This is a genomic window from Clostridium zeae, assembly GCF_017312485.1.
GTDB lineage: Bacteria > Bacillota > Clostridia > Clostridiales > Clostridiaceae > Clostridium_AR > Clostridium_AR zeae.
Map to the genome: position 1 here is coordinate 1 of NZ_BMBA01000016.1, position 17,508 is coordinate 17,508.

Below are 17,508 nucleotides of genomic sequence, written 5' to 3' on the forward strand. Positions count from 1 at the left end.
ACCCGTCCGCCGCTAAGAAAGTTCCGAAGAACTTTCTCCGCTCGACTTGCATGTGTTAGGCACGCCGCCAGCGTTCGTCCTGAGCCAGGATCAAACTCTCAATTTAAAGTTTAATCATAGCTTACTTACTTAGTAAGTCTTTTTTCAAAAGAATTGCTGGTTTAGTTTAAGTCTAGTTTTAGACTTTGTTTATCTTCTCTGTTTAATTTTCAAAGACCAAGTTTACTTTCGCTGTTTTCTGACAGCTTATTCATCTTACCACCGTAAGATTTCTTTGTCAACACTTTTTTAAAACTTATTTTTGAAAGATAAATTTTACTTTCGTGTCTTCGTCACTACTTGTTTCAGCGACGTGTTTTATAATAACATGCTGAATATAGTTACAAATATATTAATTCCTTAAATGAATCACTTTATTCTCTAATAGATAACTTTTTCTTTATAATTTGCTAATTTCCTTATATTGATACACCTGGTTATGTTTTCTCTAAATTTTATAAGTATGTTTATTATTTCATGTTAAAAGCTCTTCATTTTTGTAGCTTACTAAATAATTACCTTATGCTACATTAAAAAACATTAATGCTATACCAGGTAATTATTTAACTGTTTGTAATAAATCTTATATATTAATCATACTTCTAATGTAAGAAATAATATAAGAGGAGTTTATTATATTCAATACATGATAAACTATAATTTTCTAGGAAGTGCTAATTAATGAAACACAAAAAAAGTGAACTGTTGTTATGGGAAGTTATAGGAACGCCATTCCTTATAGTAGTTGGATTAACTCTAGAGTTTGCTTATAAAACTTTAAATCAAAATTTCATTATAGGATTGTTTAGCGTGGTTAATAACAGCATATGGGAAAATTTGAAGGTAGGTTTTTTTTCAATTATAATTTTCTCCTTGATAGAAAACTTATCGTTAAAAGGAAGTGCAGATAACTTTTTTACTGCAAAGGCATTAGAAGTTATATTTATGAGTATATTGTTGACCACGTCTTACTTACTATTTAAATATAACCTAATGAATAACATAATAATAAATCATAACATTCTATTTGTAGCTATATGCATATTAAGCCAAATGTTATCTTTTAGAATATTAATCTTAAATCGAAATTATGCTTATTTGAATTTATTATCATTTTTATTTCTAATGATCTGTACATTAATTTTCTTTGCTTTTACAATTAACCCACCAAGTAACTGGTTGTTTGAAGCATCAAAACGTCTTAATAACATCCTCAAATTCTAGAACTAATCGACTATAACCACTTATTCATAGGTACTACTGTAATTTTAATGAATTTAATAAAACAACTTATCTATACAAACAATTTCATAATTCATTATATTGTTGTGGAATAATACGTAAGACAATAATCATTTTAAATGGATAACTTTATATTGATATTTTTAAAACCTCTGTTAAGAATCCATCAGAGGTTTTAAAAAGGATTTAGATTTAAAGTTATCCATATTTGATTATCATTAATTATATCCAATTCTAATTTGACGTTAGTCACCTCATATAGAGTAATACTACCAAATTAAGATAGACTTACATCTTCTCTACATTTATTGCTTGAGGCCCTTTTTCTTTTTGAACAACATCAAAAGATACCTCTTCTCCTTCATGAAGATCTTTACTTGGTCCCTTTTCTTTAATCTGAGAATGATGAACAAAAACATCATCGCCTGCATTGGCCGATATAAATCCATATCCTTTTTCATTATCAAACCATTTTACAATACCTGTCTGCATACAAAAACCTCCAAAACTTATAATATAATATTAATGTCCCCATATGCATATTTTTAATTCATCACTACTTAAATTCAATTATCACTTTTCTTGCAAACATATACCAAATCAGTGCAATATCTATCCTTAAATTAATATTATTCATTTCTATTATTTACTATAATGTCTCTAAACCTATTAGATTGTTTTAACAACTTCTTACCAACGTTGGCTACAACATCTTGAGGAATTTTTATTAAATTATATTTTGTTAGTTCTATAATAGGCTCAAATAGATTTTTTGTATCATCATACCCTTGCTTGATTCTTTTTCTAGCACCATTAGGGGTAAAATCTAAAGTTGCACTAAGAACACCATCATCCATTTCACTAGGTATTATTTCAATTATTTTAGCATTTGGAAATGCAGCTCTGTCTACTTCGCTTACAAGAGATAAGTTTACAGCTATTATTATGTCGCACCCGTCACCATAGAGTGGTTGGATTGGTAGGTTGTCACACATAGCTCCATCTAAATATTTTCTAGTCTCAATTTCTTTACTTTCATATACAACCGGTATAGCAGAACTAGCTAGTAGTATCTCCTTTATTCCATTCTCATCATATTGATTTAGCTTGAAATACTTAGGTTTAATGGAAGGCATTTCACTACAAGCAGCATAACAAGTTATTTGAGATTTCTGAACCTTTGCAAAATCGATATGTTTATTCATCAGATCAATTAAGCCTTGCCTTGATATATTTCCCATCTCCAAGGTTTTGGGAATATACTTTTTAACAAAATTTATATTCCTTGATCCCCAAGCTAACATTAAACTTTTCTTCATTAATTCTATATTCTTAGCAGGTAAAATTTCATCTCTTGATAAGTTTAGCCATAACTCTTCTGCTTTATCTATATCTCCACACATAAATAAAACCGCATTTAGTGCTCCTATTGATGTACCCGAAACAACCTTTATATATTTATCAAAGCCCAAATCAGCCAAGGCTCTCCATACCCCTATTTGATAAGCGCCTCTTCCTCCACCACCAGCCAATACTAATCCTATTTTCATATAAACCTCCTAACCCTAAATCTATACTTATTTATAAAATATTCATTACACGGTATATGGTTCTTAATCGCATTTATTTAAATTATAGACAGGCTGTTGAAATATAAAACATATTTATGTATTAAGTAAATAATTTAACAAATACTATTAATACTGAAAGTGTGAATAGCTATATTTAATAAGATCTTATATGTCCTATGATTTTTTACGAATTTAATATAGATATTGAAATAGGAACATCTCCATGTCATATTTCAAAAAAAATCGCTGAAGTGACTTTCTTCAGTGATTTTTTTACGCATCTGACTTTTCTGAACATATCGAAGAATTTCTAGCAGGCTAATAGTTTTTATTTTATTATAAATCTATAAATCCATAAAAACTTGAAAACTATTTAAATATCTAGGTTGAAGATTTTCCACATTCACATAATAGTAAAAAGTGATATATCTCAAAAGGATATACCACTTAAAATTAAGCTTATATTCTATTTCCCATGTCCAATAGAGTCCATGATTATTAGAGCAGTATCTTCTATAGCTCTTTGAGTTACATCAACAGTCTTACATCCTAGCTTTCTTATAATCTTATCAGCAAAATCAAATTCTTCTAATATTCTTGAATCGCTAGCATATTCAATCTCAGAAGAAATTCTATGAAATTTATCTAACCTTCTTTTCCTAATTTCAATTAACTGAAGTGGATTGATAGTTAACCCAAATATCTTCTTCTTATCTATTTGATATAATTCATCTGGAACTCCAACCTCTGGAACAAGAGGAATATTTATAGCTTTTATCCCCTTATTAGCTAGATACATACATAAAGGAGTCTTAGAAGTTCTGGATAATCCAATTAAAACTACATCAGCATTTTTAAGCCCTCTATAATCTTTCGAATCATCATATTGCATGGCAAATTCCATGGCCTCTATTCTCTTAAAATACATTTCGTCAGTTTTCCACATAGCTCCTGGATTATAATTAGGATGGGTATTCAATATTGTGGAAGCTACATTTATTATTGGTCCCAACACATTTATTATATTAATATTTTTTTCTATACATTTTTCAGTTAAAAATTCTCTTACATTAACAGTTATTATAGTTGATACTACCATGCAAGATGTACATGTATCTATGTTTTTTATTAATTCCTCAACATCTTCAAATGATTTAACATACGGAATCCTCTTTACCTCTGCCTTATCTTTAAACTGACTTGCTGCTGCTATAGCAACTTGTTCGGCAGTTTCTCCAATAGAATCTGAAACAGCAAATATGGTTAACATACTATATACCCTCTTTCTTATCATTAAGTTATAAATTCTATTACATTTAACCCAAAAATTAACCCTTCTATTGATTATTATACCTATAAATCACACACAAGTATAACTAAATTGTATACATAATTTCATTCTTTAACCATACTTTTATAATTTAGTATAGTTTTTTCTTTTTATAGATAGCTACAACTATACATAAAAATAAGTCTGTATATAAATTAACCACTTCATAATTAAATTTATATTTTCAAATTGAAGTGTTTCATCTCTATTAAACCTAATCTAAAATTTAATATTTACTTAAAATAAAAAGAACTCTAAGCTCAAATTAGAATTCTTTCTATAATTATTTATTTAGTTGACTTGAATTTTAGAAGCCTCTTATATTCTTCCTCAACTACTTCATATGGTACTGGCTTACTAAAATAATAACCTTGCACTACATCGCAACTTATTTCTTCAAGAAATCTAAGCTGTTCATCTTCTTCAACACCTTCAGCTATAACTTCCATTCTTAAATCATGAGCAAGTTTTATTATTCCATCAAGTAAAGCTCTATTGTTATGAGTAGAGTTAATATCATCAATAAATGACTTATCTATTTTTAACACTTCGATAGGAAGCATTTTTAAATAACTTAGTGAAGAATACCCAGTACCAAAATCATCAAGCACAATCTTAAACCCTAATTTTCTTAAACTGTTCAGAATTTCATTGCTATATTGTATATTATTAATTATAGCAGTCTCAGTTATTTCAAATTCTACTTGACTAGAATCTATTCCGGTCTCTTCCAAAGCCCTTTGTACTGTAGCTAAAAAATTTTTATCTAGTAGCTGCACTGCAGAAATATTTATAGAAATCACATTATATCCTATATTTTTCATTCTAAGCTCGTTAGCACTCTTAAAAACTTTATATATAAGCCATTCTCCTATAGGTACTATACTTCCAGTCTCCTCAGCAATAGGGATAAATTCTGCTGGAGATACCCTTCCTAATACCGGAGAATTCCATCTTAAAAGTGCTTCAAGGCCCCTTAATTTGTGCTGTTCTAAATCCATTTGAGCTTGATAGTAAACCTCTAATTCATTATCATAATTTATATCACTTAAGCCTCGCTCAATTGCAATTTTTCTGTTAAAGCTTTCAAACATAGTATTGTCAAATAATAAAGCTTTATTTTTACCACTTTCTTTAGCTCCATACATTGCTATATCAGCATTTCTTATTATATCTTCTACATTGTCACCATTTTTAGGAAACTCCACTATTCCTGCACTGGATGAAACATTTATGCATTTTCCCTCTATATAAAAGTTGCTTTTTAATCCAGTTTGTATTTTATTAACCAAACGATCTACATTTTCATATTTGCTTACATCCTTCATTAGCAGCAGAAATTCATCTCCACCTATTCTTGCAACAATTGTATTATATTTACTTAAATTACTTAGTACTGTAGATATTTCTATAAGTAATAAATCACCAATCCTGTGGCCTAATGTATCATTAATGTTTTTAAAATTATCTACATCTATAAGTATTACTATTGCATTTAAGTTATTTTCTTTTAATCTTTCTATTTCTTTAGCTAATTCCTTTTGAAAATATATCTTATTTGGTAGATTAGTAAGCTGATCATAATATGCTAGGTAAAAAATATCCTCTTCATATAATTTTTTTAAGGTTATATCTGTAATAGAGCCGTAGATCTTAGAACTTTTTTTATTCTTTTTACTTGCTGGCTTTGATTTCACACTTAACCATATATATTCACCATCAATCTTCCTAATCCTAAATTCACTTTCAAACATAGATTCATGCCCTTTAATTAATAAAGTAAAACTATCACATGCTTTTCCATAGTCATCTGGATGTATAAGCTCTATTAAAGATTGAAGTGTATATCTCTTATTATTAATATTGTATCCCGATATGGAACTAAACTTTTCTGACAGTGTTAGTTCATCTTTATCTATATCATATTCCCATATAGAATCACTAGAAGACTCAATAATGCAGCTTAGCTTGTCCAAAATATTATTAATATGTGAAGCTATAATTGCTACCTCATCCTTCGCTCCTTCATCAAACCTTAGCTTTAGATCATCTGCACCTATATGTTCTATGTCTTCGGCAAGTATCTTCAAATTTTTTGTTATACTTTTAGTGACACGACCACCTAGAAATATAGCTAATATAGATATAAGCAAAGAAGATAGTATAGTTATCTCTAATATATCCTTAGAGTACTTATTCATCTCTTTTTCATCTATCATTCCAACTATTATCCAATTGGTTCTTAAAGACTTACTGTAGAAGCAGTATTTTTTCTCACCATTATATTCCAGTTCAATTACCTTTTTGCTTCCAGATAGAATTGTTTTAGTTAACTCTTCGCTTTTTATATACGTCCCTATTTGTTCATTATCATATCCAGCCATTATCTTATATTTCGAATCTAATAACATAATATGGCCTGTGTCGCCTAATTTTATATTTGATATATAATCAACGAGTGAATCCATAGCAAAATCAATTCCAAGTACACCTATCAGCTTTCCATCTTTATATAAAGCTTTAGATACAGTTATTACTGTTTTCCCTGTTACCTTATCTGTATAGGCATCGCTCCAGACATTTGTATTTGCTTTAATAGCTGCAGTATACCAGTCTCTTTCACTTAAGTTACCAAGAACAATATTTGTCCTTGGACTAATAACACAGCTTCCGTCATCATATGCAAGATATATATTTAGCACACTTCCATAGGTTTCTGAGATACCATCTAGATTATTCTGCATATGCTCTTTATCTAAAAAGGATAAATTTTTATCTATTAAGTTTGATTTTTCAATTTGATCAATTATATGCTCCTGCTCTTTTGTAAAATTATCAATTGAAAAATCCACAGTATTCATAAGAAGTATACTTCGCTCTTCAAATGATTGCTTTACTATTCTATTTGCATTAATAAAATATATCGTGCTTAGAAAAACTACTGTAGTAATCACTAATAATATAGCAAATGCCCTAACTTTCTTTGTTATTGTATATCTCATCAAATCCCTTCCCTTATCAAAATTGTAAATACCAGACATGATATAGATTTATATTTAGAAAATACTTTTCTATTTTAGATTACTTCCCCAATCTGGAGAGGAATTTAATGAATTTGCAAATATATATATAACATCTTCCTCTTATCTGTAAATAGATTTTAAATTTAATTCTCTTACAAACACGCCTCAGTATTTTCATCGTTATAATTATAAAACTCTTAAGTGAAAATCAGTAAATAATTTATTAGAGTAAATCAAGATGTAATTAACATGATGTCTATAGTAGACAAATTTAGTAATTATAGATAGGTCTTAATTCGTAGTGCTTTTAAATAGCATTTTTAATGTTTTTTTTAATCCTTTTGTATTTTACCAAAGTATGTAATTTATTTCAATAAAAAACATGTATTTTTTTGTCTAAACTTGTATCTTTATGAGATGTTCAGGTAAAAAGCTATACATTTATAAAATGTGCAAATAATAATTGATATTTTTATATTTTATTTAAAGACACCTATATTAATAGATCTTCTTGAAACATTATGTAATTGTTAACATAAAATTTTAGTTCCACTTAAATATAACTTTTTAAACTTTTCATGCCTCAACTATCAATCTATAAATCTTCATTCAATATAATTTATATGGTATGTGAAAAACAAACACATAGAAATTTTTAATAGTATATAAAAATATAATTACTTATATTTTCTAACTATTAGTTGAACATAAATCTAAATAGATGATAAAATCAATTTATAAAATGATAACTTGCAATATAATATGAGTACTATTTTAACTTAAATTCTAGGAGGAACTATCAATGAATAAATCTCGATTATTAACTGTAGGCATTTTACCTACGATGTGGATAATATATTTTGCTTTTGAGTTTATTACAGGTAGGATTCATTCACAATATGATATAATAATGAATCTTTTACCAACAATACTCTTCGCTATAGTTGGTCTTTTAATATATTCTTTAGGAAAAAGATTTTCTAGAGGGTTATCCAAGTCTAGTCTATTGATTATATTTACTTCCACATTTATCTTAGATCAAGGAATAAAGTATATTATAAAGAACTGGTACTTTGATAAAAGCTTTTTTTTAATAGATAATTTTTTAAGCTTTAATCCAATAATTAATTCATCCGGTTCATGGCTAAATGCTAGATTTGGTACTAGTTTAAGCTTCTCAGTTCTTATAACTGTAAATATAATTGCAATATTGATTTTTATTGAAGGTTATAGATATTATCTTCATAAAGGACATAAGGATTTTTGGGCTGACATGAGCTTTTGTTTTATACTAAGTGGCTGTCTATGCTCATTAATAGATAAAGTATTTTATGGTGGTAGTTTAGACTTTATAGGAATAAGTTCGCTCTTTATAGCAGATTTAAAGGATATATACATAAACCTAGCAATCTTCTTTTTAGCTTTATGCATATATAACAATGGATTTTGGCAAACATCTGAAGAAACAACTTTAAATCAAGATATTGAAAGTATTAAAAGGTTTCTTATATTTATAAAGAAAGATATTTTTCAGAGATCAAAATAGATTCTAAAATAATTACAAAACACTCTAACCGATGACTATTATTTAGCAATTGCCCTTGATTATAATTTCTTTTTGAATTAAAATAAAATTGAATGTTTAATCTTTAACAAACCTTTATTCATTTTACGTTTAATTTTTCTGCATTTGCAGAGTATTTTTAAGAATCAGCATCTGAAGTATTAACTTTATTTTGCAGGTCCTTAAAAATTTTTTTTGTGTTTTTTCATTGTTATAATATCTCTAATAAATTATAATAAAGTTCACTTTATAAGATGAATTTACTTACTAAAATAAATATATTAAATAAAACAAAAGCCTTCTGATGATACGGAAGGCTTTTGTTTTATTTAATTTTATCTATACTTTATAAAAAGCAAGTATTTCTAATGCTTAAATACTAATACTTTAATTACAGAAAACTTTAATTATCAAATCTGTTGTTGATAATTTTCCTCGGAAGTATAATTACTAATATATATTAAAATGGAGGTCATTATGAAAATTTTGCTATTATTAATAATACTCTTATTACTAGTTGCATTAGTTACTTCTTTGTACTTTTCTAGAATTGTAGTACTACCTACTGTAAAAAAATATGATGACACACTTTCAGCTGAATTAGATGCTGGAAATATAAAAAATTACATCCTTAATGAACTAGAGAAAGAAGAAATATATATCCCATCAACTTTTGGTTATAAACTTCATGGTTTCTTTTTCCCGAATAATAATTCTAAAAAAGTTATTATTTTCGCTCACGGTATAACATGGAGCTTGTATGGTTCTATGAAGTATATGGATATATTTATAAAAAGAGGTTTTGCTGTACTTATATATGATCATAGAAATCATGGTCTTAGCGGTGGAAATGATACTTCCTTTGGTTATTATGAAAAACATGATTTAAAAACATGTACAGACTGGGTTATGGAAAGGGTTGGCTCTTCAACCTTAATTGGAGTACATGGAGAGTCAATGGGAGGAGGAACAGTCCTTCAATATATAGCAATTGATCCGCGCATTAAATTTTGCATAGATGATTGTGGATATTCTGATACAACGGAACTTTTCAAGCATAGGCTTAAGAATGATTTTAAACGAGTAAAGCAGCTTCCCCTTATACCTCTTGCAAGCATAGTAACTAAAATTACAAAGGGCTGGAGTTTTAATGATGTCAGCCCTATAAAAACAATTAACAAGATAAGTACTCCTATATTATTTATACATGGTGAAAAAGATGATTATGTACCAACAAAGATGTCTCATGATTTATATTCTTTAAAAAGTGGATTTAAAGATATTTATATAGCACCAGATGCTGGCCATGCGCAAGCTTATATCAGTAATCCTGAAGAGTATGAAAGAAGAGTTGATAAATTCTTAAGAGATATAAATATAATATAACAACTACTTCCTTGTTTAACTTAAAGATGTACTTTAAAATTCAACAATGCTTCTTCCTATTGAGTCATGAAAGACTAACTTTGAAGATGAACTTGAATTCAAAAGGTACATCCTTTTATTGTATAAAAGTTTCTTCATAGTATGAAGGTAAATTTTAGGTTAATATTTGCAAATTGATAATATAATTACACACCAATCTAGTATACTTAAAATAGATACTTATTTTATAAGAAAAGGAGTGTTTGATTTTGACCAAACAAGAAAAAAGCTGGATTTTATATGACTTTGCCAACTCTGCCTACTCCATAACTATAACTACTGCAATCTTACCAGTATTCTTCAAAACAGTTGCTGCTAAAGGTCTTGATGGCCCTACCTCTACGGCATACTGGGGATATGCAAATTCTGTATCAACTCTATTAGTAGCCATTATAGCTCCTCTTTTAGGAACTATGGCAGACTACAAGTTTAGAAAAAAACGTTTTTTCCTAGTATTTACTTTAGTCGGAATAATATCAACTGCATTATTGATGTTTGTAGGCGAAGGCAACTGGCTAACCTGCCTCATTATTTACACGCTTACTGTCATAGGCTTCTCTGGAAGTTGCGTCTTTTATGATTCCTTTATAACCGATGTAACCGATAATGATAATATGGATAACGTATCATCACTTGGTTTTGCTTGGGGATACATAGGAGGAACTATACCATTTTTAGCATGTATACTATTAATAATGTTTGCAGGTAGAATAGGTATATCTACTGTTCTCGCTACTGAATTATCATTTCTAATCACAGCTATTTGGTGGTTTATATTTACTCTTCCTATACTTAAGAATGTAAAACAAATTTACTTTATAGAACCTGAACCTAACTATATAAAAAATAGTTTTAAAAAATTATGGAATACTTTTAAGAAAGTTAAACAAAATAAAGAAATATTTTTATTTCTTCTAGCTTTTTTCTTCTATATAGATGGTGTACATACCATAATATCAATGGCAACTGCATTCGGTTTAGACATTGGTATGTCTACTAATATGATGATGATAGTGTTAGTGGTACTTCAAGTTGTGGCCTTTCCATGCTCTATGCTGTACGGTAAATTAGCAAAAAAGTTTTCTTCCGGAAAAATGATCTTATTTGGAATAATAACCTATTGCATTGTATCTATATACGGAGTATTCATAAAAAGCACTTTAGATTTTTGGATTCTTGCAATTCTTGTAGGAAGCGCTCAAGGAGGTATACAAGCCCTAAGCAGATCGTACTTTGGAAAGCTTATACCCAAAGAAAATTCTGCAGAGTATTATGGGATATACAATATCTTCGGAAGAATATCATCAGTATTTGGTCCACTACTTATGGGAATCATAGGTTCTGCCACTAATAATACTAGATATGGAGTACTAAGCCTCATAGTTCTTTTTGCAATTGGTGCCTTTATATTTATAAGATTAGACAGCCATATTGAGAAATCTAAGAGTACAAGTAACAACAAAGTAATTGCAAATCCATCGGAATAAAAGTCCTATTAAAAGTTGTTCAAGTAAGTTCAAATTACTCGCTTTACAGCTATTAAATTTCATAACTTTAGATACAATAAAAAAGTCTCTGAAGTAGCCTTCTTCAGAGAGCTTTTTACGCATCTGCCTTTCCGAATGTATATGAGGAAAATCTAGCAGGGGAATAAGTTTTATTTTTTACTGTATAGCTACAAAAACTTCTAAAGCCATTGAAATATCTAGGTTTAGTTAACTTGAAAATTTTATACTTTCGTATACAGTAAAAAATCCCTGCCACTATGTGAACAGGGATCTATTTTTTATATTAAGCTACTGGTTTTTTAATTGTTGAAAGAATAACTCCACCTACAACTGCTCCGATTAATATAGATAAAACATACATTAATACATTACCTACTGCATTTGGTATAAAGAATACGAATAATCCACCATGAGGTACTGCAAGAGTGCACTTAAATAGCATTGATAGTGCTCCTGTTAGAGCTGAACCTACCATAATTGAAGGTATTACTCTTAATGGATCTGCTGCTGCGAAAGGTATCGCACCTTCTGTTATAAATGCTGCACCTAAAGCCCAAGCTGCTTTTCCTGCTTCTCTCTCTTGAGTTGTAAATTTATTTTTTCCTAAAACTGTAGCTACTGCTACTGCAAGTGGTGGAACCATACCTGCTGCCATTACCGCTGCCATTATAGCAGAAGGTTGTCCTTGAGATATAGTTGCTACACCGAAAGTATAAGCTGCTTTGTTTAAAGGACCTCCCATATCGAAAGCCATCATTAACCCGATTATTGTTCCAAGTAATATAGCATTAGTTCCACTTAAACTATTTAACCATCCAGTAAGTGCATCATTAATTGCTTTAACTGGGTTACCTAACACATAAATCATTATTAGTCCTACTATAAGTGTTGAAAGTACAGGTAAAACAAGTACAGGCATTAAACCTTCTAAAGACTTTGGTAATTTTATAACCTTCTTTAAATAATACACTGTATAACCAGCAAGGAAACCGGCAATTAATCCACCTAAGAAACCTGAACCTATATTTGAAGCTAAATAACCACCAACCATACCAGGTACTAAACCAGGTCTATCAGCTATTGAGTAAGCAATATATCCAGCAAGTATTGGTACTAAGAAGCTAAATGCACCATTGGCACCAATTCTAAATAGTGCTTCTGCAAAAGATCCTTTGACTTCAAATGCCTTTATTCCGAATGCAAATGACAATGCTATTAATATACCTCCAGCTACTACAAAAGGAATCATGAAAGATACACCATTCATTAAATGCTTGTATGGTCCATTTCTGTTCTCTTTTTCTTGAGCATTGGATGAAGCTTCAGTCTTTTTCGGAACGTCACTAGCTTTAGCTGATAATGCTCTTTGGATAAGGGCTTTTGGATCCTTTATAGCATCCTTTACCGAAACCTCAACTAAAGGCATTCCTGCAAATCTGCTTTTATCTACATTTGTGTCTGCTGCAATTATTACAGCGCCTGCACTTCTTAAATCCTCTTGACTTATAACATTTTCAGCACCTACAGAGCCCTGAGTTTCTACCTTTATCTCGTGGCCTAACTCTTTAGCTGCCATTTGAAGAGCCTCCGCCGCCATGTATGTATGTGCAATACCTGTTGGACAAGATGTTATTGCTACTAATTTCATACTAATACCCCCTATTTTTTATTTTATTCGAATACTTTTATAAACTGGTCAAAACTAGTACAATTCATAAGTGATTCTCTAATATCTGAGTGCATAAGCTTTCTTGATATTTCACTTAAAGCTCTAAGATGAGTATCATTTGCTTCTTCAGGAACAGCTATTAAGAAGAATAGATGTGCTGGCTTTTCATCCATTGATTCATAATCAACTCCTGCTTTACTTTTCCCGAATGCTATAGAAGCCTTATTTACAGAGTTGCTCTTTCCGTGAGGTATCGCTATTCCCATTCCTATACCTGTAGAAAACTCTTCTTCTCTTTTTAATACAGCTTCCTTAAATACTTTACTGTCATTTATAACTCCATCTTTTACTAATATATCAATAAGTTCATCTAAAGCCTCCATTTTTGTTCTAGCTTTCATATCGAAACAAACTCTTTTTTCTGTAAACATATCTTTTGTTGCCATTGTTATACCTCCTCAATATTTTCCTTTACTTTTAGTATCATACCTTCTACTTGCTCAAGCTTACACGCTTCTGTCCCTTCTAAGGTAACTGTAGCTGCTCCACAGCCCTGCGCAAATATCAGTGTGTTCTTTGCATCTAACTTATTTACTATGGAATATACTAAAGCAGCAACCATAGAGTCTCCTGCACCAACTGTACTTCTTACAGGAACCTTAATTCCTCTAGCAAAGAATGTCTTTTCTTTTGTAATATAAACTGCACCTTCAGATCCCATTGAAACTAATATATTATCAATGCCTTGCTCTCTTATTTTGTCACAAGATTCAATTATTTTCTCAACGCTATCTAACTCTTCATTAAACAATAGTGACAATTCATGATTATTAGGTTTTATTGCAAAAGGTTTTTCTTTTAGTCCATTTGCAAGTAATTCTCCTTCAGCATCAAGAATTGTTAAGGCTCCCTTACTTTTTGCAATACTTATTAGTGTTCCGTATATATCTTTCGGTAAACTTGATGGTATACCACCTGACAATACAACAATATCTCCTTCTGAACATCTTTCACTGTATAATGCTATAAATTCATCCAATTCAGCTTTAGATATATCTGGTCCTGCTTCATTTATATCTGTATAAATGTTATTTTTAGTATCTACTACTTTTGTGTTAGTTCTAGTGCTTGCTTTAATATCTATAAATTGATGATTAATCCCTCTTTTATCTAGTTCATGCTCAAAACTTGCCTTCCATGTTCCACCAAGGAACCCTATAGCTAAGGAATCTATTCCAAAATTCTTTAATACCTTAGATACATTTACTCCTTTTCCCCCTATATCATATCTTATATCTGAGGTTCTATTTACAGTCCCTAGTTTAAAATCTTCTATTATAAGGGTTTTATCCATGGCTGGATTAAGAGTTACTGTTATTATCATTTGCTCACCTCCTTAATCTTAAGCTGTTATAATATCTACGCCTATTTCTGCATATTGTTTTATTACTTCTTCATCAATATCATTACTAGTTATAATCATACTTACCGCCTTTACTGGGCATATTACAGAAAATGAAACATTATTAAACTTACTGCTGTCTGCAACTATGATTACTTTACTTGCATAATTAATCATTGATTTCTTTGTCTGAGCTTCAATAAAATTAGGTGTTGTTATACCATCTTCTATAGAAACTCCATTGGCACCTATAAACGCTTTGTCCACTCTGAAGTTTTTAATAACACTTTCTGTTAAATGACCAACCATAGCTCTAGTATTAAGTCTTAAACTACCTCCAGTTACTATTATCTCAATACCTTCTTTTTCAGAAAGCTCTGCTGCTATATCTATTGAATTTGTTATTACTGTTATATCTCTTCCATTTATTCTCTTAGCTATTTCAAGAGTTGTTGTACCTGAATCAAGTATTATAGTATCACCATTTTCAATCATCTCACTTGCAACTTCTGCAATACTATGCTTTTGATCAATTCGCTCATCCTTTTTATCAGTAAAGGATGGTTCAAAGCTTGTTCTATTGTTTATACCTACAGCTCCACCATGAGTTCTCATAAGTAGCTTTTTTTCTTCTAGTTCTTGTAAATCTCTTCTTATAGTAGATTCGGATACATTAAGTAATATTGCTATATCCATAACCTTTATACTACTTTCAGAATTAAGCATATCGAGTATTTTTTGTTGTCTTTCTTCAGCGAACATAACTAGTTATACACCTTCTTTATTTCTATTGACATGAAGCTTGATTACTTTTGATTGTATCTGCTTGTTTGATTATATTTTATATGATAACATTTACAAAGTCAATATCATTTGCGCAAAATATTTCAAAAACAATCACATTTATATTACCAAAAATAGCTTTTATGCTCATTTATGATTTTTATTGATTGTAACGCTCATAATTACCACTTTATATTATTATTGAATGATTTCATTCATATAATTAGGTGGAGGTGATTATTTAGATGAACATGATAACTGATTCTGTTAGATTTCCCGAAGAACTTTCCAGTGGAAGAGTAATAACAAGAACTTTTAATACTTATCCTATAAGATTATCTAAAGTTGTTGCAGCACTTCAAGGAATAGATTATGGCTTTTCTGATGACGAAGGCCAATTCTTTCGTTGTACTATAGATATAAAGACACAGATAGTCAATATCTATCAAGTTAATGTAATCATAACATTTGGGTTACGCTCTAAGAACTTTGACAAAAGAACTGATGCTACAATTAATTACATTCTATTGTTTTGATAAATATTAAAGAAATAATACTCACACTTATTACTCTCATCTTTATATAATACAATTAATAAAATATAGACTTATTTGTATCAATGTTATTATTGCTAATATCAAATAATATATGTGCTTTATATTTAATTTTTGATTCAAATAATTTATATCATAAACAGTTATGCTTCTATATCTAATTCTTGTTTTATACAAATAAAAAAGATAGCTGAAGCAACTTTTTCAGCTATCTTTTTTTGTATATCCATCTTTTTGAATCTATATAAAAAATTTATCATACAAATAAGAAACCACCATCAAAATACTTTGATGGTGGTTTCTTTATCTTAATACGCTAAGCAAATTTAAACAAAATCTTATTCTTATAAAGTTAATGCTCCATCATATTATTGATGGAGCACACACCTAGCGACCACCTACTCTCCCACACAGTCGCCCATGCAGTACCATCAGCCGTTTAAGTCTTAACCTTCGTGTTCGGTATGGGTACGGGTGTAACCCTTAGACGCATCATCACTAGATTCTTCAAAGCAAAAGCTTTTCAACACTTATATAGTATACTAGTTATATCGAAGCTTGTCAACATAAATTTTATAATCTAATTTTAAATTTTATTGATCATATCATAAACTTTATCTAATTTCTTTTTACTTTCTTCTATTCTCTTCAATAGTTTTCTTCTATTTGAATTTATAGCTTTGTACCTCTTTGAATTTTTTTCTTCTAATGATTTTATATTATTTAATTCTTCCGAGTCGTACTCTATATCCTTTTCTAACTTTTCTAAGTCCAATAAACATCTATTATATATATCACTCAAATAAGAAATCAGATATTCCTGTGATACATCTTCAAAATCAATTTCTTTTTTATAATAATCTTTAATTTCATTTATATCCATAATACTAACTCCAGAAAATAAATACTATTATTAATTATATTCAAGGAGTGATATCTATATGAATTTTTTAACATCATATATGCTATATACACTTGTTCATCATGTAATTTATTTGTTTTATCTCAACTAATATATATGTGTTTTAAAATGAACTTACAGACTATTTAATAAATAACAAAACAAAAAGACTTCACAAAATGAAGTCTTTACTGGTGCACTATCAGGGACTCGAACCCGGGGCACCCTGATTAAGAGTCAGGTGCTCTACCAACTGAGCTAATAGTGCATATAACCTAGCGACCACTTACTCTCCCACACAGTCGCCCATGCAGTACCATCAGCCGTCTAAGTCTTAACCGTCGTGTTCGGAATGGGTACGGGTGTAACCCTTAGACGCATCATCACTAGATATTGAAAGATTATTCTTTCAAAATTGCACTTAAGTTTACTTTGTAATAATTTGTATTGGTCAAGCCCTCGACCTATTAGTATCGGTCAGCTGAACATGTTACCAT

General features: G+C 29.7%; 14 protein-coding genes, 1 tRNA gene and 3 rRNA genes. 5 read left to right on the forward strand and 13 right to left on the reverse strand.

Going from position 1 to position 17,508, the window contains the following annotated elements; translation table 11 throughout:
* Positions 1-106, reverse strand: a 16S ribosomal RNA gene (locus J3477_RS25695); the annotation flags it as partial.
* A 614-nt stretch (positions 107-720) separates the two neighbouring features.
* Between J3477_RS25695 and J3477_RS25700 the strand changes: the two genes are divergently transcribed.
* The gene (locus J3477_RS25700) at positions 721-1,263 is read left to right on the forward strand and encodes a DUF6512 family protein (RefSeq protein WP_206873085.1); all 543 of its coding nucleotides are present in this window, start codon (positions 721-723) and stop codon (positions 1,261-1,263) included.
* A 306-nt stretch (positions 1,264-1,569) separates the two neighbouring features.
* On the opposite strand, the gene J3477_RS25705 is transcribed toward J3477_RS25700, so the two are convergent.
* From J3477_RS25705 to J3477_RS25720, 4 genes are all read right to left on the reverse strand, one after another.
* Positions 1,570-1,773 (reverse strand): cold-shock protein, encoded by a 204-nt coding sequence (locus J3477_RS25705; protein WP_183279999.1) that lies wholly within the window; start codon positions 1,771-1,773, stop codon positions 1,570-1,572.
* 137 nt (positions 1,774-1,910) lie between these two features.
* Positions 1,911-2,831 carry a patatin-like phospholipase family protein gene (locus J3477_RS25710; RefSeq protein WP_206873086.1) on the reverse strand — a complete coding sequence of 307 codons (921 nt, stop codon included), beginning with the start codon at positions 2,829-2,831 and terminating at the stop codon, positions 1,911-1,913.
* 487 nt (positions 2,832-3,318) lie between these two features.
* A complete protein-coding gene (locus J3477_RS25715; RefSeq protein ID WP_206873087.1) occupies positions 3,319-4,122 on the reverse strand; it encodes a pyruvate, water dikinase regulatory protein in 804 nt (267 codons plus the stop codon).
* A 347-nt stretch (positions 4,123-4,469) separates the two neighbouring features.
* A complete protein-coding gene (locus J3477_RS25720) occupies positions 4,470-7,184 on the reverse strand; it encodes an EAL domain-containing protein (RefSeq protein WP_206873088.1) in 2,715 nt (904 codons plus the stop codon).
* Between the two features lie 823 nt (positions 7,185-8,007).
* On the opposite strand from J3477_RS25720, the gene J3477_RS25725 reads away from it, so the two are divergent.
* From J3477_RS25725 to J3477_RS25735, 3 genes are all read left to right on the forward strand, one after another.
* Positions 8,008-8,751, forward strand: coding sequence for a signal peptidase II (locus J3477_RS25725; protein ID WP_206873089.1), 744 nt, complete (start codon positions 8,008-8,010; stop codon positions 8,749-8,751).
* 495 nt (positions 8,752-9,246) lie between these two features.
* Positions 9,247-10,155, forward strand: a complete 909-nt coding sequence (locus tag J3477_RS25730) for an alpha/beta hydrolase (RefSeq protein WP_206873090.1) — start codon at positions 9,247-9,249, stop codon at positions 10,153-10,155.
* 248 nt (positions 10,156-10,403) lie between these two features.
* Entirely contained in the window at positions 10,404-11,681 is a 1,278-nt protein-coding gene (locus J3477_RS25735; RefSeq protein WP_228731370.1) for an MFS transporter, read from the forward strand.
* Positions 11,682-11,985: 304 nt separating this feature from the next.
* Here J3477_RS25735 and J3477_RS25740 read toward each other — a convergent pair whose 3' ends face one another.
* From J3477_RS25740 to J3477_RS25755, 4 genes are read right to left on the reverse strand one after another with little or no spacing between them, the layout of a single operon-like run.
* The gene (locus J3477_RS25740) at positions 11,986-13,350 is read right to left on the reverse strand and encodes a PTS fructose transporter subunit IIC (RefSeq protein WP_206873092.1); all 1,365 of its coding nucleotides are present in this window, start codon (positions 13,348-13,350) and stop codon (positions 11,986-11,988) included.
* 23 nt (positions 13,351-13,373) lie between these two features.
* Positions 13,374-13,817 carry a PTS sugar transporter subunit IIA gene (locus J3477_RS25745; protein ID WP_206873093.1) on the reverse strand — a complete coding sequence of 148 codons (444 nt, stop codon included), beginning with the start codon at positions 13,815-13,817 and terminating at the stop codon, positions 13,374-13,376.
* A 2-nt stretch (positions 13,818-13,819) separates the two neighbouring features.
* Positions 13,820-14,755, reverse strand: coding sequence for a 1-phosphofructokinase (gene pfkB / locus J3477_RS25750; protein ID WP_206873094.1), 936 nt, complete (start codon positions 14,753-14,755; stop codon positions 13,820-13,822).
* Positions 14,756-14,773: 18 nt separating this feature from the next.
* The gene (locus tag J3477_RS25755; protein WP_206873095.1) at positions 14,774-15,535 is read right to left on the reverse strand and encodes a DeoR/GlpR family DNA-binding transcription regulator; all 762 of its coding nucleotides are present in this window, start codon (positions 15,533-15,535) and stop codon (positions 14,774-14,776) included.
* A gap of 266 nt (positions 15,536-15,801) precedes the next feature.
* Between J3477_RS25755 and J3477_RS25760 the strand changes: the two genes are divergently transcribed.
* Positions 15,802-16,092, forward strand: coding sequence for a hypothetical protein (locus J3477_RS25760; protein WP_206873096.1), 291 nt, complete (start codon positions 15,802-15,804; stop codon positions 16,090-16,092).
* A 403-nt stretch (positions 16,093-16,495) separates the two neighbouring features.
* On the opposite strand, the gene rrf (J3477_RS25765) is transcribed toward J3477_RS25760, so the two are convergent.
* The 4 genes from rrf (J3477_RS25765) to rrf (J3477_RS25780) all read right to left on the reverse strand — a co-directional run bounded on the left by rrf (J3477_RS25765) (position 16,496) and on the right by rrf (J3477_RS25780) (position 17,402).
* Positions 16,496-16,613, reverse strand: a 5S ribosomal RNA gene (gene rrf, locus J3477_RS25765).
* Positions 16,614-16,696: 83 nt separating this feature from the next.
* Positions 16,697-16,993: a hypothetical protein gene (locus J3477_RS25770; protein ID WP_206873097.1), complete on the reverse strand. Its 297-nt coding sequence runs from the start codon at positions 16,991-16,993 to the stop codon at positions 16,697-16,699.
* A 210-nt stretch (positions 16,994-17,203) separates the two neighbouring features.
* Positions 17,204-17,279: transfer RNA gene (locus J3477_RS25775), tRNA-Lys, on the reverse strand.
* 5 nt (positions 17,280-17,284) lie between these two features.
* Positions 17,285-17,402: ribosomal RNA gene (gene rrf, locus J3477_RS25780) — 5S ribosomal RNA — on the reverse strand.
* Positions 17,403-17,508: the final 106 nt, after the last annotated feature.